We start from the raw sequence: 20,462 nt of genomic DNA, 5'->3' as shown, positions 1-20,462 counted from the left end.
CGTTGAGGAGAGAACATCATTGGCCTTTCCGGGAAAATCGCTTCTGGGAGCGGCGAAGGTCAGGTACCGGCGGGGCGCTCGACCCCGAACCGGTCGTGGAAGTGGTCCCCGACGACGTTGAAGGCGAAGATCGTCGCGAGCAGGACGGCCGCCGGCAGGAACACGAGATGAGGGTCGGTGGCGAGGTAGCTCTGGCCGGATGCGATCGAGCCCCCCCAGCTCGGGTTCGGCGGGGGTACCCCGAGGCCGAGGAAGCTCAGCGAGCCCTCGGTGACCATGAGCCAGGCGACCACGACGAACGCGTAGGACCCGACGGGGAGCACTAGGTTCGGGAGGATCTCCCGGAAGAGGGTCCGCACACCGCGGGCACCGAGCACCCTGGAGGCGGTCACGAACTCGCGGTCGGCGTAGGAGAGCGTGATGGCGCGCGCCAACCGTGCGAAAGGTGGTACGGAGATGATCGCCAGTCCCAGGCCGAGGGTCCACAGGTCGGACCCGAGGACCGCGGTCATCGCGAGCAGCAGCACGAGCCCGGGAATGGCCAGGGCGGCATCGAGCACAAGGTCGATGACCGTCGCCGCACGGGCATAGAAGCCGGCTATCAGGCCCAGAACGCAACCGGCGGTGATGCTGAGCAGCACCGCCCCGACGCTCACGGCCAGTGACACGCGAGCCCCGACCATGAGCCGGACGAGCTGGCTGCGCCCGAACTCATCGGTACCCAGCAGGTGGACCGCATCGGCTCCGGGGGGCTGTCTCGGCGGCCCGACGGGGATGTCGTAGTGCGGCAGCGGGAGCCAGTCGGCCACGACGGCGGCCAGGACGACGAGCACCAACCACGTCGCCGCGAGCACGACAGGGAGCTGCCCGCGGCCGGCGCGGCGGGCACGGCGACGTTCCACCATCGTCGCAACCCGGCCGATCCGAGCGGTGGAGGTCCGGACGCTCATGCCGCTGCCCTGTTCCTGAGTCGGGGATCGATGACGGTGTAGAGCACATCGACCAGTGCGTTCACCAGGACGTAGCCCAGCGCCACGAAGACCACGACACCCTGGAGCACGGTGAAGTCGCGCGACTGGATCGAGGTGATGAGGAGGTTCCCGATACCGGGTAGGGCGAAGAGGACCTCGACGATGATCGTGCCCCCGATCAGCCGCGCCAGGATCAGGCCGACGACGGTGAACAGCGGGATCAGCGACGGCCGCAGGGCGTGGCGGAGCAGCACATAGGTCCGGGGCAGCCCCCGCGCGTGCGCGGCGAAGACGAAGTCCTCACCCAGTGTCGAGATCATGGCGGATCGGAGGACCCGAGCCACGACGCCGGTCTCGTAGATCGACAACGCGACGCCGGGCAGGAGCGCGGATCGGAGGTTGTCGGACAGGCCGTCGCTGATCGGGGACCATCCGGTCACCGGAAGGAGATGGAGCTGGACGGCGAACATGTACGCCAGCAGCAGGCCGGTCAGGAACGCGGGAGGGGAGATCATCAGTGACGTCGCCAGGAGCCCGGCACGGTCGACCCAGGTGTCCGCCCGGGAGGCCGTCCAGATCCCCAGCGGAACCCCCAGCGCCAGGGCGATGACGAGTGCTATGGCGGCGATCTCAAGCGTGACCGGCAGACGTTCGAGGATCGTGCTGAGAACCGGGTCGTTGGTGATGACCGAGGTCCCGAGGTCACCCCGGACGAGGTCGGCCAGCCACTCCGCATAGCGCAGCAGCAGCGGATCATCGAGACTCCACTGCTGACGGAGCTGTTCCAGCTGCTCGCTGGTGGCGCCCTCGCCCAGGACGACGGACGCGGGATCGCCCGGGATCAGATCGACCATGATCATCGTGACGAAACTGACGATGAGGACGACACCGAGAAGATGGAGAACTCGACGGGTAACGGCGCGCAACATTCTTCCCCTCGTCAGGGCAACCGGAGCACAGCCCCGCACCGGGGCGCGACCGCTCGGTCAGGAGCACCCGCGCCCCGGGGGGACGGTGGAGGAGAGCGCTAGGCCCAGGCGCCGTGGCGGCGGAACGCGCTCGTGTAGTCGATGTCGTGGTCGCGGTAGCGCTCCGCGACCTGGAGCTCGGAACCGTCGAGCGGCGTACCGAGCTGCGCGGCCGTGGGCGCGCCGATCCGGTTCGCCACGTCGACGAGCGTCGCCCGGTCGAGCCGGAACAGGCGCACCCCGTTCTCACCGGCCATGCCCCGGACCACGTCGAGGTCCAGACCGGCCAGGGCGTCCCGGAGTGCGAGATGGGTGCGGTTGGGCTCGGCCGGGTCCTCGCTGAAGGCCCACGTACCTTCCCGGTGCGGATAGTCGCGGCCCCATACGACGTTGTCCGCGTATCCCTCGGTGAGGGCGTCCTCGGCCTCGAAGTGGGCCATGAAGCTCGCTCCGACGAACACGTTGCGCTTCATGTAGTAGCTGGGCAGCTGCGGAACCGCGCCCCGCATCATCGGCGGCCCGGCCATCCATGCGGTGTCCATGTCGGTGATCGTCGGGCTCCACCACTTGCCCGGCTGCTCGGTCAGCATCAGCCGCACCCCGGGATGCCGCTCGAAGACCCCACCGATGACCATGCGCTGCATGCCCCGCCGCGACGGCCATCCGCACTGCTCGAGCTGGGCCAGGGCCAGGGAGTGCGGCAGCGACTCGGAGAAGCCGGGCACTGCCGCGCCCGCGTGGGTGTTCAGCACGATCCCCGACTCCTCGCACACGCGCCAGAACGGCGTCCACGCCGGCGAGTCGTACTGCGGGCCGTCCGAGGGCGCCATGGCGGGGAAGTTCACCGTGCGGATCCCCACCCCGGCCAGCCACTCCAGTTCGGCGGTCGCCGCCTCGATCTCCCACATCGGCAGGTGACCCGCACCGATCAGCCGCTCTGGCGCCTGTGAGCACGACTCCGCCAACCAGCGGTTGTAGAGCCGGATGCCCACGGCGTTCAGTTCGAACTCCCGCGCCGACCGAGCGGCCTGGGATGTCTTCGCCACGCCGGACAGCCCGACGAAGTGGAAGGGGAACGGGTCGCGGCTGAAGCTGCCGTGGAAGACGACCTCGGCCGCCACGCCGTCGGCGTCCATGTCGGCCAGCCGCACGGCCATGTCGTAGTGCCCGGCCGTCAGGCCGTTGAGCTCCTGGCGCCGCCGCCGGCCCGGCGACTCGCCCTGCATGCTCCCGTCGCCCTGGTTCGTGCGCATGTACTCGGCGAGGTCGTCCTGATACTGCGCCGGGCAGTAGTCGCGCAGGTCCTCGAATCGAGGACTGACGTGGCTGTCGGATGAGACGATGATCGCGGCATCATGCGCTTCCGGAGTAGGCGTCACCGCCGATTCGTCGAGCAGGCTCGTCATCGAACTCCCTCTTCCGTATCTGGTAGGCAAGCGGTTTCCACACTGTGACAGCAGTTATGTGCGACGTCAAGCGCTCAGATCCCGCGGACGCTTCAGGACCCGATTAGTGGCTTTCACCTGCTGGTCCGGCGCGTGCGCCGACGGCGAAGAGGAGTTCCGGGTTCGCTCGGCCACGACGACCTCTCGTACGCGTGCCGCTACCGAGCCCTGGCGCGTGGAGCAGCAGGAAAGCGCTACGCTGCGGAACGATCGATGCGCCAGAGACCGTGCGGGTCCTGTCGGTCGGGGTTTATCCAGGGAGGTGGCGATGACGGACCGGATGGACGGATCAGTCCGGCTGGAGGACGTCGCGAAGCTCGCAGGGGTGTCCCTGGCGACCGCGTCGCGCGCCCTGAACGGCAGTACCCGCCGGGTGAGCGACGATCTCCGGGAGCGTGTGCTCGACGCGGCGATGGCGTTGCAGTACACCGCGAACACCCACGCGCAGGCAGTGGCCCGCGGCCGCAGCGACGTCGTCGGCCTGCTGGTCCACGATATCGGCGACCCGTTCTTCTCCTCCATCGCGGCCGGGGTAATCCAGGCCGCCGACCGCGAGGGCCTGCTGGTGACCCTGGCCAGCACGGGCCGGGATCCCGCGCGTGAACTGCAGTTCGTCGGAGCCCTGCGCGGTCAGCGGGCCCGAGCTGTGATCATCGCCGGGAGCCGCGTCGACGACTCGGCACAGATGGCCCAGCTCGCCCGCGAAGTGGCCAGCTACCGCGCCGGCGGCGGGCGCGTGGCCATGATCAGCCAGAACCGGCTCCCCGTCGACACCGTGATGCTGGAGAACTGCGCGAGCGGAGATGCGCTGGCCAGGGCACTGGTCGGGCTGGGCCACCGCACGTTCGCCGTGCTCGCCGGTCCTGCCGAGCTACTCACCGCACGGGACCGGCTGGACGGCTTCCGCCAAGGGCTGACCGGTGTGGACATCCCGCTCCCCGCCCAGCACGTCATCCGCTCGGACTTCACGCGCGACGGCGGGTACAAGGCGCTGCAACAGGTCCTCGATGCGAACCTCGACGTCACCTGCGTGGTGGCCGTCAACGACGTCATGGCGGTCGGGGCGATGGCGGCCCTACGCGCCCGCGGGCTGCGGTGCCCCGCGGACCTCGCCGTCGCCGGCTTCGACGACATCGTCACGCTGCGCGATGTCACCCCCTCGCTCACGACGGTGCGGTTCCCCCTCGAGGAGATGGGCAGCACCGCACTGTCCCTGGTCGTCGGGACCGAGGGCGCGCGACCTCGACTCCATCCCGTGCAGGGCGAGGTCATGATCCGGGAGAGCACCCCGTCGTTGGGCTAGCGGTCCACGTCGTCGCCATCGGGAACCGATCGTCCGTCGCGGCGGTAGGTGCTCTCCCGTCTTCGGGAAGCGCTTGCCTGATGGCGCGCCCGCACTCGCTGGAGGGCGGCGCCTGATCGGGTCCGCGGCGAGCAGCTGGAAGCCGTCGAGCAGCCGCTCGAACTCCTTCACCGGCCGGCCGTGGTCGCGGGTCGACGCCAGCGCCGCCGAGCACGCCGCGATGCTGCCAACCTCGCCCGCCCTGACCCTCTGAGCAGCGGCGGAATGGTCGCCGCTCCCAGCGCCGCCGCTAACCCTCTCCGTCGACGACCCGCTGCCGACGCCCATTCCGCCCCGCGTGATTGAGATTCTGCGGGTTTTCGCCTACGGTGCCGGAGAGCGCTTTCCAATCGACAGGACAGGACTCCACATGACTCAACGGTCCCTGGGCGTCGTCATGAACGGCGTGACCGGACGGATGGGACTCCGCCAGCACCTCATGCGGTCAGTGCTGGCGATCCGTGACCAGGGCGGCGTCGAGCTTTCCGACGGCAGCCGCGTCATGCTGGAGCCGCTCCTGGTCGGCCGCAGAGAGACGAGGCTCGCCGAGATCGCAGCGGCCCACGGTCTCGGCCGGTGGACGACCGACCTCGATGGCGCGCTCGCCGACGACGCCTACCCGATCTACTTCGACGCGCAGCTGACCAGCGTGCGCGAGGAGTCCCTCACCGCGGCCATCGCCGCCGGACGTCACATCTACACCGAGAAGCCGACCTCCGACTCGCTCGAAGGAGCCGTGCGCCTCGCGCACCTGGCTCAGGACGCCGGCGTGAAGAACGGCGTGGTGCACGACAAGCTGTACCTGCCGGGCCTGCTCAAGCTGCGCCGGCTCGTCGAGAGCGGCTTCTTCGGCAGGATCCTCTCGGTCCGCGGGGAGTTCGGCTACTGGGTGTTCGACGGGAACGGTCAGGCCGCGCAGCGCCCGAGCTGGAACTACCGCAGCCAGGACGGCGGCGGGATCGTCTCGGACATGTTCTGTCACTGGAACTACGTGCTGGAGAACCTCTTCGGCCGGGTCGAGGCGGTGACGGCCAGGACGGCGACACACATCCCCGAGCGCTGGGACGAGAACGGCGAGCGCTACGACGCCACCGCCGACGACGCGGCGTACGCCATCTTCGAACTCGCCGGCGGGGTCGTCGCCCAGCTCAACTCGTCGTGGTGCGTCCGCGTGCACCGCGACGAGCTCGTCGAGTTCCAGGTCGACGGCACGCTGGGCAGCGCGGTCGCGGGGTTGCACCGCTGCGTCGCCCAGTCCCATGCGCACACCCCGCGGCCGGTGTGGAACCCGGACCTGGTCGAGACTGAGCGCTACCGGGACCAGTGGCAGAAGGTGCCGGCGAACGCCGTCATGGACAACGGCTTCAAGGCACAGTGGGAGCAGTTCGTCCGCCACGTCGTGGAGGACGCACCCAACCCGTACGACCTGTTCGCCGGCGCGCGTGGTGTCCAGCTCGCCGAGGCCGGCCTGCAGTCTGCGGCATCGGGCTGCCGGGTCGAGCTCAAGGCGCTCACCTGATGGACACGGTCAGGCTTCCCCGCTGCGACGGAACCGTCGTGGAGCACGTGCTCCGCGACCCGGTCCCCTGGGTGCGGCCGACTGCGCCGCTGCACAGCCGCATCGCGTTCGCGGCCGCGCACGTCGTGGCCGATCCGCTGCGCGACGACGGACCGGGCAGACCGGTCAGCCTCGACTGGGACAGCACGCTGGCGTTCCGCAGGCACCTGTGGTCCTACGGGCTCGGTGTCGCGGAGGCGATGGACACCGCGCAGCGCGGCATGGGCCTCGACTGGCACACGGCGCAGGAGCTCATCACACGCAGCGCCGCAGAGGCGCGCTCGGTCGGCGGCCGGATAGCCGCCGGCGCCGGCACCGACCACCTGCCGTCCCGGCCGACCGGTCTCGACGAGGTCACCGCAGGCTATGAGCAGCAGCTCGCGGTCGTCCAGGAGGCCGGCGCCCAGGTGATCCTGATGGCCAGCAGGCAGCTGGCGGCCCTGGCGACCACCCCCGAGCACTATCGGGCCGTCTACGACCGCGTCCTGTCCCAGGTCGACGGGCCGGTGATCCTGCACTGGCTCGGGCAGGCGTTCGACCCCCGGCTCGAGGGCTACTGGGGCTCGTCGGACGTCGGCTTCGCCACCGATGTCGTGCTCGACCTGATCCGCGACCACCAGGCGCAGGTGGACGGCATCAAGGTGTCGCTGCTCGACGCCGAGCACGAGGTACGCCTGCGAGCGGCACTGCCGGAGGGGGTGCGCCTCTACACCGGCGACGACTTCCACTATCCCGAGCTGATCCGGGGCGACGGGTCCCACGCCAGCGACGCACTCCTCGGCATCTTCGCCGCCATCGCGCCCGCGGCGTCCGCGGCGCTCCAGGCGCTCGACGCAGCCGACGACGCGGCGTACGACGCGGCGTTCGGCCCGACTCTGGCACTGGCCCGGCACGTCTTCGGCGTGCCCACCTTCCACTACAAGACCGGGATCGCCTTCCTCGCGTGGCTCTCGGGTCACCAGCCGGGTTTCACCATGGTTGCGGGCCTGCAGAGCGCCCGCAGCGTGCTGCACCTGGTCGAGGCGTTCCGGCTCGCCGACGAGGCCGGGCTGCTCCCCGACCCGTCGCTCGCGGCAGGCCGGCTGCGCTGCTGGCTCGAGGTGAACGGGGTGCACAGATGACCGGCGGCCCGGGATCCGGGCTGGCGCGGCTGTCGCTCAACCAGAAGACGACGAACCGGTGGTCCGTGGCCGAGGCGGTGCAGGGCTGCGTGCGCGCCGGACTCCCGGCGATCGGGTTGTGGCGCGAGCCCGTCCACGAGATCGGGGTGCGCGCGGCGGTCCAGCTGGTCACCGACGCCGGGCTGCGTGTCTCCTCGCTGTGCCGCGGCGGGTTCCTCACCGATCCCACGGCCACCGGCCGGCAGGCGGCGTTGGACGACAACCGCCGCGCGATCGACGAGGCCGCGGCGCTGGGCACCGACTGCCTGGTGATGGTCGTCGGCGGGCTGCCCACGGGCTCGCGCGATCTCTCGCGGGCGCGTCACTCGGTCGCCGACGGTGTCGCGGCTCTCGTGCCCTACGCCCGGGAGCGCCGCGTGCGCCTGGCGCTGGAGCCGATGCATCCGATCTTCTGTGCGGACCGCGGGGTGCTCTCCACGCTCTCCCAGGCCCTCGACATCGCCGAGTGCTTCGCCGCCGACGAGGTCGGGGTCGTCGTCGACACCTTCCACGTGTGGTGGGACCCCGAGATCATGACGCAGATCGCGCGAGCGACCGGGCGCATCGCGAGCTTCCAGGTGTGCGACTGGATCACACCCTTGCCGCCCGACGCCCTGCTCTCCCGGGGAATCATGGGCGACGGGCACATCGACTTCCGCGCACTGCGTCGGGCCGTCGAGGCGGCGGGCTACCTCGGCGATGTCGAGGTCGAGATTTTCAACGCCGACGTCTGGGACGCCGATCCCGACGAGGTGGTCGCGACCGTGACGCAGCGCTACCTCGACGTCGTCCTGGACGGCTGACATGCGGATCGTCATCGCGCCCGACTCGTTCAAGGGCTCCGCCTCGGCGAGGGTCGTCGCCGCGGCGGTGGGCCACGGGTGGCGGGAGGTGCGGCCCGGCGACGAGGTCGTCCACCTTCCGCTCGCGGACGGGGGCGAAGGCTCGCTCGACACGATCGCGTCGAACGACCGCGGTGCGCGCCGTCGAAGCAGGACGGTGACCGGGCCCGACGGACGGCCCGTCGACGCCGGTTGGCTCGAGCTCGGCGACGACACCGCCGTCGTCGAGCTCGCCACGGCCTGCGGCCTGCCCCTGATGGGGCGGCTCGACCCGCTCGGAGCCGCCACCACCGGCCTCGGCCAGCTCCTCGACGCGGCCACCGACGCCGGTGCGCCCCGGCTGATCGTCACGCTGGGCGGATCCGCCTCCACCGACGGTGGTGCCGGAGCACTCACCGCCCTGGGCGCCCGCTTCCTCGACGCCCACGGCGATCCGCTGCCCCCCGGCGGAGGTGCACTCGCCGTCCTCGCCGACGTGGACCTGTCGGGCCTGCGCCCGGCGCCCGCCGGTGGCGTCCTGTGCCTCGTGGACGTCACCGCTCCGCTGTTGGGGCCGTTCGGGGCAGCCGCGGTGTTCGGACCGCAGAAGGGGGCCACAGCGCAGGACGTCACCACGTTGGAGCGGGGGCTGGGCCGGCTCGCCGACGTCCTCGGGGGTGCGCCGGCCGCGCCCGGCAGCGGCGCCGCGGGCGGGACGGCCTACGGCCTGGCCAGTGCCTGGGACGCCCGGCTGTCGGGGGGCGCAACCACGATCGCCGAGTTGGCCGGGCTGCGGCGGGCCATGGAGGGTGCCGATCTCGTCCTCACCGGCGAGGGGCGACTCGACGCCCAGTCCTTGATGGGAAAGGTCGTCGGCCACGTCTTGGACACCGCGACGGGCCTCGGCGTCGACACCGCACTCGTGGTCGGGCAGGTCGCCGTGCCACCCCCGCCCGGGGTGCGCGGGTGCGTGGAACTGGCCCGCCTCGCGGGCACCGCGGCGGCCGCGCAGGACGAACCCGTCCGCTGGCTCATGGCGGCAGGACGACAGCTCGCCGCCTCGGTCCCCACCGGCAGGGGGTGACCGTGCCGGGCCCCGCTCGGTGCGCCGAGCCGCATGTGACCGACTCCGTCAACAGACGAGGGGACACCGAACGATGAACGGTGCAGAGATCGCCGGGCTGGTCCTGCGGGCCAGTGTCGGCTCGACGATGGTGGCTCACGGGATCCGGCACGGCCGGAGCCTCGAGGGCACCGCGCGATGGTTCGGCTCGATCGGGTTCGCCCGGCCGAGGCTGCAGGCCGCGGCGTCGGCAGCCGTCGAGATCGGCGCCGGGGGCCTGCTGCTCGTCGGCACGGCGACTCCGGTGGCGGCGGCCGCAGTGGTCGGCACCATGGCCGTCGCCACGCGGTCGGTCCATGCCGAGAACGGATTCTTCATCACCGCGGAGGGATACGAGTACGTGCTGACTCTCGCCGCCGCGGCCACCGCGGTGAGCGCCCTCGGCGCCGGAACCGCCAGCGTGGACCGCTGGTGGGGCCGCGGGAGCGGCTCCTGCGCACTGCAGCGGGTAGCCGTCACCGTGGGGCTGGGGCTCGGTGCGGCAGCCGTGCAGCTGCTGCTCTTCTGGCGACGTCCGTCGCCTCCCGCGGTCGCCGAGCAGCCCACAACCACCGCGACACACCTCGAACCACTCATGCCCTCACCCGGAGCCTCCGGATGACGAACCGCCCTGCTCCCCGGACCGAGGACTGACACCGATGGACGCCTCGAAGATCGAGAACGCGATACGCGCGCTGGCCGACGACGCCGAACTGCTTCGCCGGTTCCAGGCCGATCCGCGCGCGACAGCAACCCAGATCGGGCTCGACGCCGAGTGGGCCGAGACGATCGCGCTCGGCGACCGGTACCGCCTCCAGGCCGCCGGCGTGGGCGGCGCGATGAGTCTGCGGGCCGCGCAGTGGTTCATCGACCGCCTCGACGACTCGGCCCTCACCCGACGCACCCGGCGGGAAGGCGGCCAACCGCCATCCCGCCTGCCGGTCCCCGCCGAGGTCGTCTTCGCCGGAGGGTGCTCGCACGTGCCGGCGCCACCGAGGTCTCCCGGTTCGGCCGGTGCGGAGGCCATCCGGCGGCGAAGGGCCGCCTACGACCGACTGGCGGCGGACATCCGCGCGGCCGACCCCGAAGTCATGATCGTCGTCGCCGAGTCCCGGGCACCCGGATTCGTCACCGGCGCATTCGTCATCGGAACGGGTGCGACGATCGGCGCGTCGACCACGACGGCCGATCCGGCACTGGCACTGCGCGGGGATCCCACCTACGCGCGCGCCCTGGTCGACGCCGTTCGGGCCGAGGGGCTGGAGGTCGAGGAGTCCCACCGCGTCGGGCTCGACGCCGACCTCCTCAGCCCCCTGCACATCCTGCTGCCCGGACCCGAGCTACCCGTCATCCCGATCATCACCCAGCCCGAACGGGGCTTCTCGCCGTTCGGCGCCCGGGCGTTCGGCGAGGTCCTGCGGATCGTCGTCGAGATGGCAGGACGACGCGTCGCGATCCTGGCAACGGGCGGCCCGTCGCGCAGATCCGACCGCGCCAGTTTCGGACAGATCGACCCTGAGTTCGACAGGTTCGTCCTGGACATGCTGGGGACCGGGAGAGGCGTCGAGCTCGGCGACCTCGAACCGTACGCGCTGCTGGCCAACGGACGTCACGAGTTCCAGAACTGGTTGGTGATGCTGGGACTCGTCGGGCCAGGAGTTGCGGCCGAGATCTACGCCTACGAGCCGGCCGGACGCGGTGACGACGAAGGCGGGTGGACCGTCGTGAACTTGGTCCTTCCGCCGAAGAAGTGACAAAACCGAAGGGGTGACGAGGAGGGCCACGACGGCCGGAGTCCTCGGGAGCCGGATGCTCACCAGTCGAGAGCGATGTAGTGCGTCTCGTGGTGTTCGGAGATCCCCTCGTACCCGCCCTCACGGCCGAGCCCCGACTGCTTCATGCCGCCGAACGCGGAGGGTCGGGCACCAGCCCGCGATTCGCCCCGGCCATACCGACGTCGAATTGCTCGGCGATCCGTAACCCACGACCGATGTCACCCGCGTAGACGTAGCCGACGAGGCCGGATTCGGTGGCAGTGGTCGGGACATCGCTCAGCACGATCGGCGGGTAGAAGCAGGCCCGGCCGTCGTGCCGTTCGCCGTCGGTGAGCAGCCGGGCCCCCCTCGGCGACCGCGCCGTGGACCAGCGCGTCGATCCGAGCGACGGGCCCGCGAGGTCGTCGAAGACGTCGTCGTGGACAAGGAACCGCTTCGTGGCGGTGCACGACTGGCCCCTGTTGCGCATCGTCGCGACCATCACGCCGTCCACGGCCGCGGCCGGCTCGGCTCCTGCACGGGACGAGAAGAGGTCGTTCCCACCCGGCTCGAGCGAGTAGTTCGGGACCCGCTCTGCAGCCTGGTACAGCCTGTCGACCAGCGTCGACGGGCCCCAGCCGATCCGTGGTCACGACATCGACGACGCCCGGATCGGCACCTGCCTCGTTGAGGATCTGCGCCACCAGCAGCGCGGTGAGCAGCGTGTCCTGTAGAACGCAGACCTAGAGGTGCGTACCCCAGCTGCCCACCGCCTCACAGCCCCTGGTCTCGGCTCAGCATGCCGCAAGCTCGGGGCGGCCCGCCGGCGTCCTGCAGTCGAACCAGTACCGGATTCGCTCGCTGGAGAACAGCTCGTCGATCACCATCAGTCCTGCGCCCACGAGCCCGGCACGGTCGTCCAGCTCGGACGCAACAATGCGCAGGTCGCGCGTCGCGAGCGGGAGGGATCGCTGATACACGTTCTGCCGGATCGCCGCTAGCAGCTGGTCCCCCACAGCGGCGACGCCCCCGCCGACCACGATCAGTGAGGGATTGTAGAAGTTGACCAGCGTCGCGAGCATCTCCCCGATCCGGCGGCCCGCCCGATTCATCAGCTCCATCGCGACGCGATCGCCGAACTCCGCCGCGCCCGTGACGTCTCGCGGTTCCAGGCGGCCCATGGCCATCAGGCGGGCGGCGAGGTGCTCGCTGTGTCCTTCCGCAGCGGCGGCCGTCGCATCCCGCACCAGCGCGTACCCGCCGGCTACGGCCTCCAGGCAGCCGCTTCTCCCGCAGCGGCAGATCGTCCCGACCGGATCGGTGACGGCCACATGCCCGACGTCGCCCGCGCATCCCTGCGCTCCCCGGTGCAGGCGGCCACCTGAGATGAGCCCCGCACCGATACCCGACCCGATCTTGACGAATACCTGGTCATCGATGCCGCGACCGAGGCCGGCCCGGTACTCGCCCAGTGCCATGGCGTTGACCTCGTTGTCCACCCAGACCGGCGCGGCGTAGCGGGCGGCCAGCCAGTCCCGGACCGGGAAGCCGTCCCAGCCCGGCATCATCGGCGGAGCGATCGGGCGGCCGGAGAGGAACTCCACCGGACCCGGCACGCCCAACCCGATGCCCCAGACCGGTTCGCGGTGGCCGAACGTGTCGAACAGGTCGCCAATCTGACGGAGCGAGGCATCCGGTCCCTGCGCGATGTCCCAGGCCTGCTCGTGATGCTCGATCAGGGCGCCGGACAGATCCGTGCGGCCGACACTCACTTTCGTCACCCCCAGCTCGGCCACGAGCACGGTGCCGGCCGAAGCCCGGAAGCGCAGCTCGCGGGGGGCCCGTCCGCCGGTGGACGATCCGAGCGAGCCCTCCTCCACCAACCCGCTTCCGATCAGCTGACCCACCCGCTGGGTAACCAATGACCGCCCGAGGGCGAGCTGCCGTCCGAGCTCGGCGCGAGTGCGTGCCTCGTCCCGCCGGATGAGGTCGAGCACCGCGACCAGCGAGTCCCACTGCTCCCCCGCGACTCCGACCATCCGGACTGCGGTATCCACCATTCCCCCGCCTCGCTTCGTCGAACGTGTCATCGGTGCCGGCCCCCGCATGCGCTCAGTACGCCATGAAGAGGACTTCGTCGCGCGTGTAGGTGTCGGCCAGCGCGGGATGCTCCGCGGCCAGGTGCGCGTAGGCCCGCTCGACGAGTAGATCCTCGTCCGGCGCGGTGATCATCTCGCCGCATGGGCACTTCAGGCGCGTCTTTGCCACGTCCTCGTCCTCTCACCGGTAGAAAGCCGCGTTGATCTCGATGAAGCGCTGCAGATCCACCGTCAGGAACTCCTCGTGGCTGATCGCGTTCACCGGGCACGCGTCCTTACAAGCCTCGCAGTCGATGCACTCGTCGGGGTTGATGTACAGCTGCTCCGCGCTCGCGTAGCCCGCCTCGTCGGGTGTCGGATGGATGCAATCCACCGGACAGACGGGAACGCACTCCCCGCGCTTCTCGCCGATGCACGCCTGACCGATCACGTATGCCATGCCGTTCCGTCCGATTCGTCCTAGGGGATCGCTGTGTAACGCGCGTGCGCGCGGATGTGCTCGGCCTCGGCCGGCTCCACCCAGCGTTGGGCCAGCATCTCCGCCACTGCCGCGTCCACCCGAGCCACGTAGTCGGCGTGGCCACCGTAGAGCTGCTCGAGCACCGCGCTCCCGAACCGCACCTCGTGACCGAAGAAGCGCCCGAGATCGCGCGGGGACGAGTCGGTGGCGCGGTCGTGGTAGGTGCGGGTCGGCACGTCCACATAGGGCGTGCGCACCCCGCCGAGCACGTTGCCGTGCTCGTCGGTCTCGAAACGGGCCCGCGGGGTACCCGGCTCCAGGATCCGGAGCGGCTCGGCCTGCCGCGGCGGGGCGAGCCCGTCGGCGACCCAGCGCTCCATGTTGGCCAGCACCGCCGGTTCGAGGTACTGCCGCGGCAGGCTGTTCCAGGTGTGCTCCGCGCAGGTGGCGAAGGTCAGCGGCGCGGCACCTGCGGCTAGCACGTCGGCGAGCGGTGCCTGGTGGTTGTAGATATCCGACCAGCCATGGGAGGTGCCGGCGTACTCGTAGAGCCGGTAGGGGTCCGCAGGGTCGTCGCTGTCGGGCCGGCGCGTCCGGTACCCGTCGAGGGTGAACGGCTCGCTCTGCGAGTCGGCGCGGATGAAGGGGACGTGCCCGGCGGGCAGCGCGCTGCGCGGGTCGTCGGGCCCGGTGGCCGCGAGCGCCTGGTTGATCGGCACCGTCTTCCCCGCGCCGATGAACGCGACGACGCCGTCGTAGACCGGCCCGCCCGCGGCCGCCGCGGCCGGGCCGGAGAAGTTCGCCGTCCACGTGTTGAGGAAGAATCCGGTCTGGGAGACGCCGGTGGCGAACACGTGCCGGACGTCGTAGCCCCGCAGCGACCCGGCGTGATCTCCGCTGCGCATCAGCAGTCCGACCTGGCTGATGATGTCCCAGGCCAACCCGTTCTCGGAGAGCTTCGAGAGGTTCTCGTCGTAGCCGGGCTCGCCCGGCAGCGAGCCGACCGTCTGCTCCTGCGGTGGCAGCGGGTTGGCCATCGACAGCGACGCATAGCGGACCGGGTCGAAACGCTGCAGCGCGGCAACCGCGATGGGCTTGATCGTCAACGCCACGTGCACGTCACCGTCGCGCAGGAACTTGTCGGTCGCCGCGCACCATTGCAGCTCGATGTCGTGCGCACGGGAGGGGTTGCTCAGCTCGACCCAAACGTTCCCGCTGAACCGGGTCGGGTCCACCGGCCTGCGGATGAGCATCCGCGTGCGGTACGGCGCGGCAGGTGTGCGCACGACCGGACTCTCCGACGTCCCCTCCGGGCCCCAGTCGTAGACGTTGGCCGTACCGGCGAGGAAGTACTCCTCGACGACGAACCCCGCGGCGTCCAGATCGCCCCTGCGCACCATGAACGGGCGGGACTCCGCGGTCACGGGCACCGGCCCCTCGACCGTCGCGCCGGGCGACGGGGTGCGTGCCTGCACGCCCCCCGCGCTCATGCGTGGGCCGGTTCGCGGCCGGGGACCCAGCCGGGCTCGGGGAGTCCGCCGCCGGGAGGGAACACGATCGGCACCGTCGCCATCCCGCTGACCTGGCCGGCGTACCAGCGCGCCGGACGGTCCGGGTCCAACCGCCACTCCGGGATGCGCTTGAAGAACTCCTCGGCCATGACCTGGGCCTCGACCCGAAGGATGTGCATCCCCAGGCAGCGGTGGATTCCCAGGCCGAGCGCGAAGTGGCGGTTGGGCGAGCGGTCCGGCACGAACACGTCGGGGTGCTCGAACTCGCGGGGGTCACGGTTCTCGACCTGGTGGAGCATGACGACCTGCTGGCCCGGCTCCATCGTGACCCCGCCGAGGGTGATGCGCTCGAGGACCAGGCGCCCGGAGATGCCGGGTGAGTAGAACCGCAGGAACTCGTCGATGGCGCTGGGCAGTAGCTCCGGGTGGCGCACCAGCCTGCGGCGCAGCTCGTGGTCCCACGACAGCCGCCAGAACATGCTGGCGAGCAGGTAGGAGGTGTTGTCGATGGCGCCGAGCAGGAGTCCGAAGAAGAAGCCCTTGACCTCGGCGTCGCTGAGGGGCTCACCGTCGATATGGCCCTGGGCGATCATCGCCATGTAGTCGCCGTCCGGACGCGAGCGCCAGTCCTCGATCTTGGTCTGGAAGTACTCGTCGAGCTCCCGGATGTAGGCCGCGGACGCGCCCGACTTGGCCACCGAGAGTTGCGCCGCGGCGTGCACCCAGGTGCGGTACAGGCCGGTGTCGGACTCGGGCAGGCCGCCCATGATCGCCGTCAGCCGGGCGGGCAGCTCGTTCGTGAAACCGTCGGCCAGGTCGAAGCGACCGCGGTCGATGAAGGAGTCGATGAGCTCGTTGGTGACCACCCGCAGCCGGTAGGCAAAACCCTGGGCCTGGCCCGGCGAGAAACGCGCCTGCACGAACTTGCGGTACTTGGCGTGCTGGGGGTCATCGCTGCCGGCGAGCATCAGGGGCCGGTCGTTGGGGGTGTCGTAGGTCGGGAACGTCGTCCCCGCGTTGGAGAACGCGGTGTTGTTGCGCTGGATCTCCTTGGCCTCGGCCCACCCCGTCACCACCCAGAAGCCGCCGTACACCTCGCTCCAGCCGATCGGGGTATCGGTCTGCAGCGCCTCATCGCGCAGCGCCTCGTAGAACTCGTAGGGCGTGCCGTCCGGACCGATCGGCGGGTTGTAGTGGTCGAACTGGGTGTACAGGCTCATGCTGGTTCCTCTCGATGTGTCCCGGGGTCCCGGGGGACCGGTCAGGCCTCGGCCCACGACAGCGCCCGCTCCGGGCACCCGAGGACTGCCCCGTCGGCGCGCCGGAACCGGACGGTGTCGGCGGGGTCGATCGGGTCGGCGAAAAACTCCGCACGACCGGCGTCGTCCTGCGGCCGGAGCAGATCCGGAGCCGTCAGATAGCACTTGCCGTGGCCTTCGCAGAGGTCCATGTCGACGGCGACGATGCGCATGATTCTCCTGGCGTGGGGTGGGTTGCGGTACGCAGCACGGCTCAGTGCTGCAGGTTCATCTCCGCGGTGAGACCGGTGTCGCGCGGGGGCGCCGGCGCATCGACGGGTGGGCGCAGCTCGGCCGCCCCCGGGCGCTTCATCGCGGTGTAGACGTGTGCCCGCAGCTCGGCGAAGCGAGGCAGCTCCTTGGTCGCCACCTGGTCGCGCGGGCGCGGCAGGTCGACATCGAGGATCTCCCCGACCTTCGTGGGACGTTGCGTGAGCATCACGACGCGGTCGGCGAGGTAGACCGACTCGTCGATGTCGTGGGTCACGAACACCACGGTCACGCCGTAGTCGTTCCGCAGCCGCAGCGTCAGGTCCTCGAGGTCCACGCGTGTCTGAGCGTCGACGGAGGCGAACGGCTCGTCCATGAGCAGGATCTCGGGCTGGTAGGCCAGCGCCCGGGCGATCGCCACCCGCTGCTGCATACCGCCGGAGAGCTGCCACGGGTAGCGGTCGCCGAAGCCCCCGAGACCAACCGATTCGGCGGCCTGGTCGGCCAGCTTGCGGGCGGTCTTCCGGTCGGGGTTCTTGTTCTTCAGCGGGAACATGATGTTCTGCCGCGTGGTCATCCAGGGGAACAGCGACCGGCTGTAGTCCTGGAAGACCAGCGCCATCTGCCGGGGTGGGCTGTCGATGCGGACGCCGTGCAGCCGCGCCTCGCCCGAGGTCGGCGTCAGCAGCCCCGACATGCACTTGAGCAGGGTCGTCTTGCCGCATCCCGATGGGCCCACGACGCAGACGAACTCGCCCTTCTCGACGGTGAACGAGACGTCACCGACGGCCGTTGTGGCGGCGGCCCCCGTTCCGTAGGTCTTGCTCAGGTGGTGGATCTCGAGCATTGTTCGGCTCCTCTCGACGTCGGGTGGACGAGGCTCACTGCGCGTCCGCTGTTGCTCGTGCTCCCCGGTGCCAGCGCAGCACCCGCCGCTCCACAAGGACGAAGACGACGTTGACGAGGTATCCGAGAATGCCGAGCAGGATCATTCCCGCCCACATGTTCGGCAGCTCGTAGGTGCGCTGGGCCTGCAGGACGAAGTAACCGATCCCCGATGTCGCCGCGACCATCTCGCTGATCACGACGAGGATGAACCCCAGCGACAGGCTGGTGCGCATTCCCCCGACAATCTGCGGAAGCGCCGCCGGCAGCATCACGTGCCACAGCCGGTCCCTCCGGCTGATCCCGTACACCCTGGTTGCGGCGAGGTAGTCCGGCTCGATGCCGCGGACCCCGTCGATGGTTGTCAGCAGCACCGGGAAGAAGCACCCGAAGGCGATCAGGCTGATCTTCATGGCGTCACCCAGGCCGAAGACCAGCAGGGCGAAGGGCAGGATCGCCGGTGCCGGCAGGGCGCGCATGAAGTGCACGAGCGGTCCGGTGATCCGGGTCAGGGTCTCCGACAGCCCGAGCAGGAAGCCCGCCACGATGCCCAGGCCGACCCCGAGCACGTATCCGACCATCAGCCGGCTGAGGCTCGGCAGCACGTCGCTGACGAACCGCTCCAGCAGCAGGATGTTCCAGAAGGCCTGCAGGATCTCGGTCAGGGGCGGGAAGTAGAGGCTTCCGGCCTGCGCGGACCACACCCCCCAACCGAGCAAGATCAGGATGGGGACGGCGATCTCCAGCGCCGTGCCCGCCGCCCCACGGTGTGCCCTCACAGTTCGGCTCCTGTCGGACGGTGCGAGACGTGCCAGTGCAGGACCCGCCGTTCACCGCGTTCCAGGGCGACGTTGACGCCCCAGCCGAGCAGTCCGGTGGCGAGGATGAGCGCGTACATGACGGTGTAGGAGCCTCCCTGCTGGGCCGAGTTGATCAGTCCGCCCAGGCCGGGGGCGCCGACCACGATCTCCGCGGTGATCGCCAGCACGAGCGCGATCGAGGCGGAGATGCGCAGGCCGGTTGCCGCATAGGGCAGCGCGCTGGGCAAAGTCACCCGCACCAGACGGCTCACCGGGCCGAAGCCGAAGGAGCGGGCCGTGTCGCTGGCGACGGGGTCGACGTCCTGCACGCCGTAGAGCACCTGGATGAGGATCGGCCAGATCGAGGCGAAGACGATCAGGAAGAGCTTGAATTCCATGCCCGTCCCGAACAGCAGCACCGCGAGCGGGATGAGCGCGACCGAGGGGATCGGGCGCAGGAACTCGATCGGGATCCGGAAGGCCCGGTAGGCCAGCGGGAACGACCCCACCAGCACGCCCACCGGCACCGCGATGAGGATCGCCAGGCCCAGACCGACCGCCCAGCCGATCATCGTGCTCCCGACGGCGGACCAGAACGTCGCCGTGGTCATCTGCTCCGCCAGCACCGCGATGTCCTCGGTGACGGGTGGGAATGTGTTGCGGTCCACGATCTCGAGCACGGACATCGCCTGCAGGACCACCAGCACGCCCGCGACGCCCAGCAGGCCGTAGGCGGACCGCCCGACGACCGCGCGCGCCCGTACCTCAGTCGTGCGTTCCCTCAGCATCTCGCTCACCGCTCCTCCTCATCGACGTCCCGGTCAGCGGCCGCGTGAACCGCGGCCGGTGACCGTCGGGCCGGTCATCGACCGGCAGTGGCGCCCGTCCAGACGAGGGCGTCGACGTCGACGGACTTGGTCAGGAACCCGTTGGCCACCATGAAGTCGTTGACCCGCTTGAGCTGGTCGACGGGGATCTCGCCGTAGGTGGCGCTGACCAGCTTCGGGCCGAGGACCTCGGGCGGGATCTGGGCGAAGGACGGCACGATGTCGACCATCTCGTCGACGTTCTCCAGGCCGTAGGCGTTGGAGCGCTTCACCGCGTCGACGAACCTGCCGACCATGTCCGGGTTCTTCGTGACGGTCTCGTCGAGCGTGAAGAAGTAGGCACTGCCCATGGCGGCCATGTCCGCCGCCTCGACCGAGGACCCGAGCGAGCGGGTCTTGCCGTGCTGCTCCGCGAGGGCCGCGAAGGGCTGGATGAGCCAGGCCGCGTCGACGGTGCCACGGTCGAGCGCGGCCTCCATGTCGCCGAAGGGGACCTCGAGCAGCTGCACGCCCGCCGGGTCCACGCCGTTGTTGAGCAACGCGCCGACCACGGCGAACTGGCCCAGCCCGCCGAGGTTCGGCACGGCGATCCGCTTGCCCGCGAGGTCCGCGTACGTCTGGACCGCGCTGGCGTTGGGGACGACCACCGGTGAGTCCGGCGAGGCACCCGCGTTGGCCACGATCTTGATCGGCAGGTCCTTGCTGGCGGCCAGCAGGATCGACGGGATCGCCAGGTAGCCGAACGTGGTGGAACCGCTGACGACGGCGGGCACGACCGCCGACGGCGCGGCCTGGGTGAGTGCCAGGTCGATGCCCGCTTCGCTGAAGAAGCCGTTCTCGACACCCGCGTAGACCGGCGCCAGTGTCGAGGCGGCCAGGACCGTCGCGCTCACCGGCGTCACCTGGCCCGGGGCCCCGGCCGGTTCTGCGGAGGTACCCCCGCAGGCGGCCAGCGTTCCGGCCGTCACAACGGCTACGAGCGCCACGAACGGGCGCCTTCCGATCCGTCGCATGTTGACTCCTTTGTTTGACGGGAGGGGGAGAGAGGGGACCGGGAAACGGTCCACCGGGGGAAAGTCCAGAACGGGCGGAAAGGAGCGCCGGAGCGGGCACGGGCACACCGTGACCTGCCGGAAGGGCGACCGGTCCTTCGTGAGGAAACGGTCGCGCTCCGGCGCCGAGCGATTCAGGTCTTCGGCGTCATCGGGTGCGCCGGCAGTATCGGATCAGGCGCTCTGGAGTCATTCTTAT

The 20,462-nt window shown here is 70.4% G+C and carries 21 protein-coding genes; 7 read left to right on the top strand and 14 right to left on the bottom strand.

All coding sequences use genetic code 11. The features are described 5' to 3' along the window. Nucleotides 1–59: 59 nt before the first annotated feature. The 3 genes from Q1K26_RS09655 to Q1K26_RS09645 form a co-directional block, all read right to left on the bottom strand. Nucleotides 60–950: an ABC transporter permease gene (locus Q1K26_RS09655; RefSeq protein WP_300009252.1), complete on the bottom strand. Its 891-nt coding sequence runs from the start codon at nucleotides 948–950 to the stop codon at nucleotides 60–62. After that, nucleotides 947–1,900: an ABC transporter permease gene (locus Q1K26_RS09650; RefSeq protein ID WP_300009250.1), complete on the bottom strand. Its 954-nt coding sequence runs from the start codon at nucleotides 1,898–1,900 to the stop codon at nucleotides 947–949. The genes Q1K26_RS09655 and Q1K26_RS09650 overlap by 4 nt, the downstream gene beginning before the upstream one ends. A gap of 98 nt (nucleotides 1,901–1,998) precedes the next feature. Further along, the gene (locus Q1K26_RS09645) at nucleotides 1,999–3,345 is read right to left on the bottom strand and encodes an amidohydrolase family protein (RefSeq protein WP_300009248.1); all 1,347 of its coding nucleotides are present in this window, start codon (nucleotides 3,343–3,345) and stop codon (nucleotides 1,999–2,001) included. 307 nt (nucleotides 3,346–3,652) lie between these two features. Between Q1K26_RS09645 and Q1K26_RS09640 the strand changes: the two genes are divergently transcribed. From Q1K26_RS09640 to Q1K26_RS09610, 7 genes are all read left to right on the top strand, one after another. Beyond that, nucleotides 3,653–4,687 (top strand): LacI family DNA-binding transcriptional regulator, encoded by a 1,035-nt coding sequence (locus Q1K26_RS09640; RefSeq protein WP_300009246.1) that lies wholly within the window; start codon nucleotides 3,653–3,655, stop codon nucleotides 4,685–4,687. A gap of 409 nt (nucleotides 4,688–5,096) precedes the next feature. Beyond that, nucleotides 5,097–6,245: a Gfo/Idh/MocA family oxidoreductase gene (locus Q1K26_RS09635; RefSeq protein ID WP_300009245.1), complete on the top strand. Its 1,149-nt coding sequence runs from the start codon at nucleotides 5,097–5,099 to the stop codon at nucleotides 6,243–6,245. Next, complete coding sequence (locus tag Q1K26_RS09630) at nucleotides 6,245–7,405, top strand: dihydrodipicolinate synthase family protein (protein WP_300009244.1); 1,161 nt, start codon at nucleotides 6,245–6,247, stop codon at nucleotides 7,403–7,405. The genes Q1K26_RS09635 and Q1K26_RS09630 overlap by 1 nt, the downstream gene beginning before the upstream one ends. Next, nucleotides 7,402–8,247 carry a sugar phosphate isomerase/epimerase family protein gene (locus Q1K26_RS09625; RefSeq protein ID WP_300009243.1) on the top strand — a complete coding sequence of 282 codons (846 nt, stop codon included), beginning with the start codon at nucleotides 7,402–7,404 and terminating at the stop codon, nucleotides 8,245–8,247. The genes Q1K26_RS09630 and Q1K26_RS09625 overlap by 4 nt, the downstream gene beginning before the upstream one ends. Before the next feature lies 1 nt (nucleotide 8,248). Further along, nucleotides 8,249–9,349: a glycerate kinase gene (locus Q1K26_RS09620; protein ID WP_300009242.1), complete on the top strand. Its 1,101-nt coding sequence runs from the start codon at nucleotides 8,249–8,251 to the stop codon at nucleotides 9,347–9,349. A gap of 73 nt (nucleotides 9,350–9,422) precedes the next feature. Next, the gene (locus tag Q1K26_RS09615) at nucleotides 9,423–9,989 is read left to right on the top strand and encodes a DoxX family protein (RefSeq protein ID WP_300009241.1); all 567 of its coding nucleotides are present in this window, start codon (nucleotides 9,423–9,425) and stop codon (nucleotides 9,987–9,989) included. 37 nt (nucleotides 9,990–10,026) lie between these two features. After that, nucleotides 10,027–11,121, top strand: a complete 1,095-nt coding sequence (locus Q1K26_RS09610) for a hypothetical protein (protein WP_300009240.1) — start codon at nucleotides 10,027–10,029, stop codon at nucleotides 11,119–11,121. Between the two features lie 142 nt (nucleotides 11,122–11,263). Here the strand turns inward: Q1K26_RS09610 and Q1K26_RS09605 are convergent, their stop codons facing one another. From Q1K26_RS09605 to Q1K26_RS09555, 11 genes are all read right to left on the bottom strand, one after another. Next, complete coding sequence (locus Q1K26_RS09605; RefSeq protein ID WP_300009290.1) at nucleotides 11,264–11,731, bottom strand: aldehyde dehydrogenase family protein; 468 nt, start codon at nucleotides 11,729–11,731, stop codon at nucleotides 11,264–11,266. Between the two features lie 184 nt (nucleotides 11,732–11,915). After that, nucleotides 11,916–13,160, bottom strand: coding sequence for an ROK family transcriptional regulator (locus Q1K26_RS09600; RefSeq protein WP_300009239.1), 1,245 nt, complete (start codon nucleotides 13,158–13,160; stop codon nucleotides 11,916–11,918). A 73-nt stretch (nucleotides 13,161–13,233) separates the two neighbouring features. Next, entirely contained in the window at nucleotides 13,234–13,389 is a 156-nt protein-coding gene (locus Q1K26_RS09595) for a hypothetical protein (protein WP_300009238.1), read from the bottom strand. Between the two features lie 12 nt (nucleotides 13,390–13,401). Beyond that, the gene (locus Q1K26_RS09590) at nucleotides 13,402–13,659 is read right to left on the bottom strand and encodes a ferredoxin family protein (protein WP_300009237.1); all 258 of its coding nucleotides are present in this window, start codon (nucleotides 13,657–13,659) and stop codon (nucleotides 13,402–13,404) included. Between the two features lie 20 nt (nucleotides 13,660–13,679). Continuing rightward, entirely contained in the window at nucleotides 13,680–15,170 is a 1,491-nt protein-coding gene (locus tag Q1K26_RS09585) for an alpha/beta hydrolase domain-containing protein (RefSeq protein ID WP_300009236.1), read from the bottom strand. Next, nucleotides 15,167–16,411, bottom strand: a complete 1,245-nt coding sequence (locus tag Q1K26_RS09580) for a cytochrome P450 (RefSeq protein WP_300009235.1) — start codon at nucleotides 16,409–16,411, stop codon at nucleotides 15,167–15,169. Before Q1K26_RS09580 ends, Q1K26_RS09585 begins: the two co-directional genes overlap by 4 nt. Before the next feature lie 41 nt (nucleotides 16,412–16,452). Further along, entirely contained in the window at nucleotides 16,453–16,662 is a 210-nt protein-coding gene (locus Q1K26_RS09575) for a ferredoxin (RefSeq protein ID WP_300009234.1), read from the bottom strand. Nucleotides 16,663–16,703: 41 nt separating this feature from the next. After that, entirely contained in the window at nucleotides 16,704–17,546 is an 843-nt protein-coding gene (locus Q1K26_RS09570; RefSeq protein WP_300009233.1) for an ABC transporter ATP-binding protein, read from the bottom strand. 34 nt (nucleotides 17,547–17,580) lie between these two features. Further along, nucleotides 17,581–18,363, bottom strand: coding sequence for an ABC transporter permease (locus Q1K26_RS09565; RefSeq protein ID WP_300009232.1), 783 nt, complete (start codon nucleotides 18,361–18,363; stop codon nucleotides 17,581–17,583). After that, nucleotides 18,360–19,172, bottom strand: coding sequence for an ABC transporter permease (locus tag Q1K26_RS09560; protein ID WP_300009288.1), 813 nt, complete (start codon nucleotides 19,170–19,172; stop codon nucleotides 18,360–18,362). The genes Q1K26_RS09565 and Q1K26_RS09560 overlap by 4 nt, the downstream gene beginning before the upstream one ends. 74 nt (nucleotides 19,173–19,246) lie before the next feature. Next, nucleotides 19,247–20,104, bottom strand: coding sequence for an ABC transporter substrate-binding protein (locus Q1K26_RS09555; protein ID WP_300009231.1), 858 nt, complete (start codon nucleotides 20,102–20,104; stop codon nucleotides 19,247–19,249). Nucleotides 20,105–20,462: the final 358 nt, after the last annotated feature.

The organism is Pseudonocardia sp., assembly GCF_029263155.1.
In the GTDB taxonomy this organism is placed as follows: domain Bacteria; phylum Actinomycetota; class Actinomycetes; order Mycobacteriales; family Pseudonocardiaceae; genus Pseudonocardia.
The sequence above is the reverse complement of the archived record's forward strand: the minus strand, read 5'-3'. Positions and strand labels throughout refer to the sequence as shown.

What these genes read in the sequence shown, in the direction of transcription:
- Q1K26_RS09560 (WP_300009288.1), bottom strand. Translation starts at nt 19,172, where the DNA reads ATGCTGAGGGAACGCACGACTGAGGTACGGGCGCGCGCGGTCGTCGGG.
- Q1K26_RS09625 (WP_300009243.1), top strand. Translation starts at nt 7,402, where the DNA reads ATGACCGGCGGCCCGGGATCCGGGCTGGCGCGGCTGTCGCTCAACCAG.
- Q1K26_RS09650 (WP_300009250.1), bottom strand. Translation starts at nt 1,900, where the DNA reads ATGTTGCGCGCCGTTACCCGTCGAGTTCTCCATCTTCTCGGTGTCGTC.
- Q1K26_RS09640 (WP_300009246.1), top strand. Translation starts at nt 3,653, where the DNA reads ATGACGGACCGGATGGACGGATCAGTCCGGCTGGAGGACGTCGCGAAG.
- Q1K26_RS09585 (WP_300009236.1), bottom strand. Translation starts at nt 15,170, where the DNA reads ATGAGCGCGGGGGGCGTGCAGGCACGCACCCCGTCGCCCGGCGCGACG.
- Q1K26_RS09575 (WP_300009234.1), bottom strand. Translation starts at nt 16,662, where the DNA reads ATGCGCATCGTCGCCGTCGACATGGACCTCTGCGAAGGCCACGGCAAG.
- Q1K26_RS09645 (WP_300009248.1), bottom strand. Translation starts at nt 3,345, where the DNA reads ATGACGAGCCTGCTCGACGAATCGGCGGTGACGCCTACTCCGGAAGCG.
- Q1K26_RS09610 (WP_300009240.1), top strand. Translation starts at nt 10,027, where the DNA reads ATGGACGCCTCGAAGATCGAGAACGCGATACGCGCGCTGGCCGACGAC.
- Q1K26_RS09570 (WP_300009233.1), bottom strand. Translation starts at nt 17,546, where the DNA reads ATGCTCGAGATCCACCACCTGAGCAAGACCTACGGAACGGGGGCCGCC.
- Q1K26_RS09620 (WP_300009242.1), top strand. Translation starts at nt 8,249, where the DNA reads ATGCGGATCGTCATCGCGCCCGACTCGTTCAAGGGCTCCGCCTCGGCG.
- Q1K26_RS09615 (WP_300009241.1), top strand. Translation starts at nt 9,423, where the DNA reads ATGAACGGTGCAGAGATCGCCGGGCTGGTCCTGCGGGCCAGTGTCGGC.
- Q1K26_RS09600 (WP_300009239.1), bottom strand. Translation starts at nt 13,160, where the DNA reads ATGGTCGGAGTCGCGGGGGAGCAGTGGGACTCGCTGGTCGCGGTGCTC.
- Q1K26_RS09590 (WP_300009237.1), bottom strand. Translation starts at nt 13,659, where the DNA reads ATGGCATACGTGATCGGTCAGGCGTGCATCGGCGAGAAGCGCGGGGAG.
- Q1K26_RS09580 (WP_300009235.1), bottom strand. Translation starts at nt 16,411, where the DNA reads ATGAGCCTGTACACCCAGTTCGACCACTACAACCCGCCGATCGGTCCG.
- Q1K26_RS09635 (WP_300009245.1), top strand. Translation starts at nt 5,097, where the DNA reads ATGACTCAACGGTCCCTGGGCGTCGTCATGAACGGCGTGACCGGACGG.
- Q1K26_RS09630 (WP_300009244.1), top strand. Translation starts at nt 6,245, where the DNA reads ATGGACACGGTCAGGCTTCCCCGCTGCGACGGAACCGTCGTGGAGCAC.
- Q1K26_RS09655 (WP_300009252.1), bottom strand. Translation starts at nt 950, where the DNA reads ATGAGCGTCCGGACCTCCACCGCTCGGATCGGCCGGGTTGCGACGATG.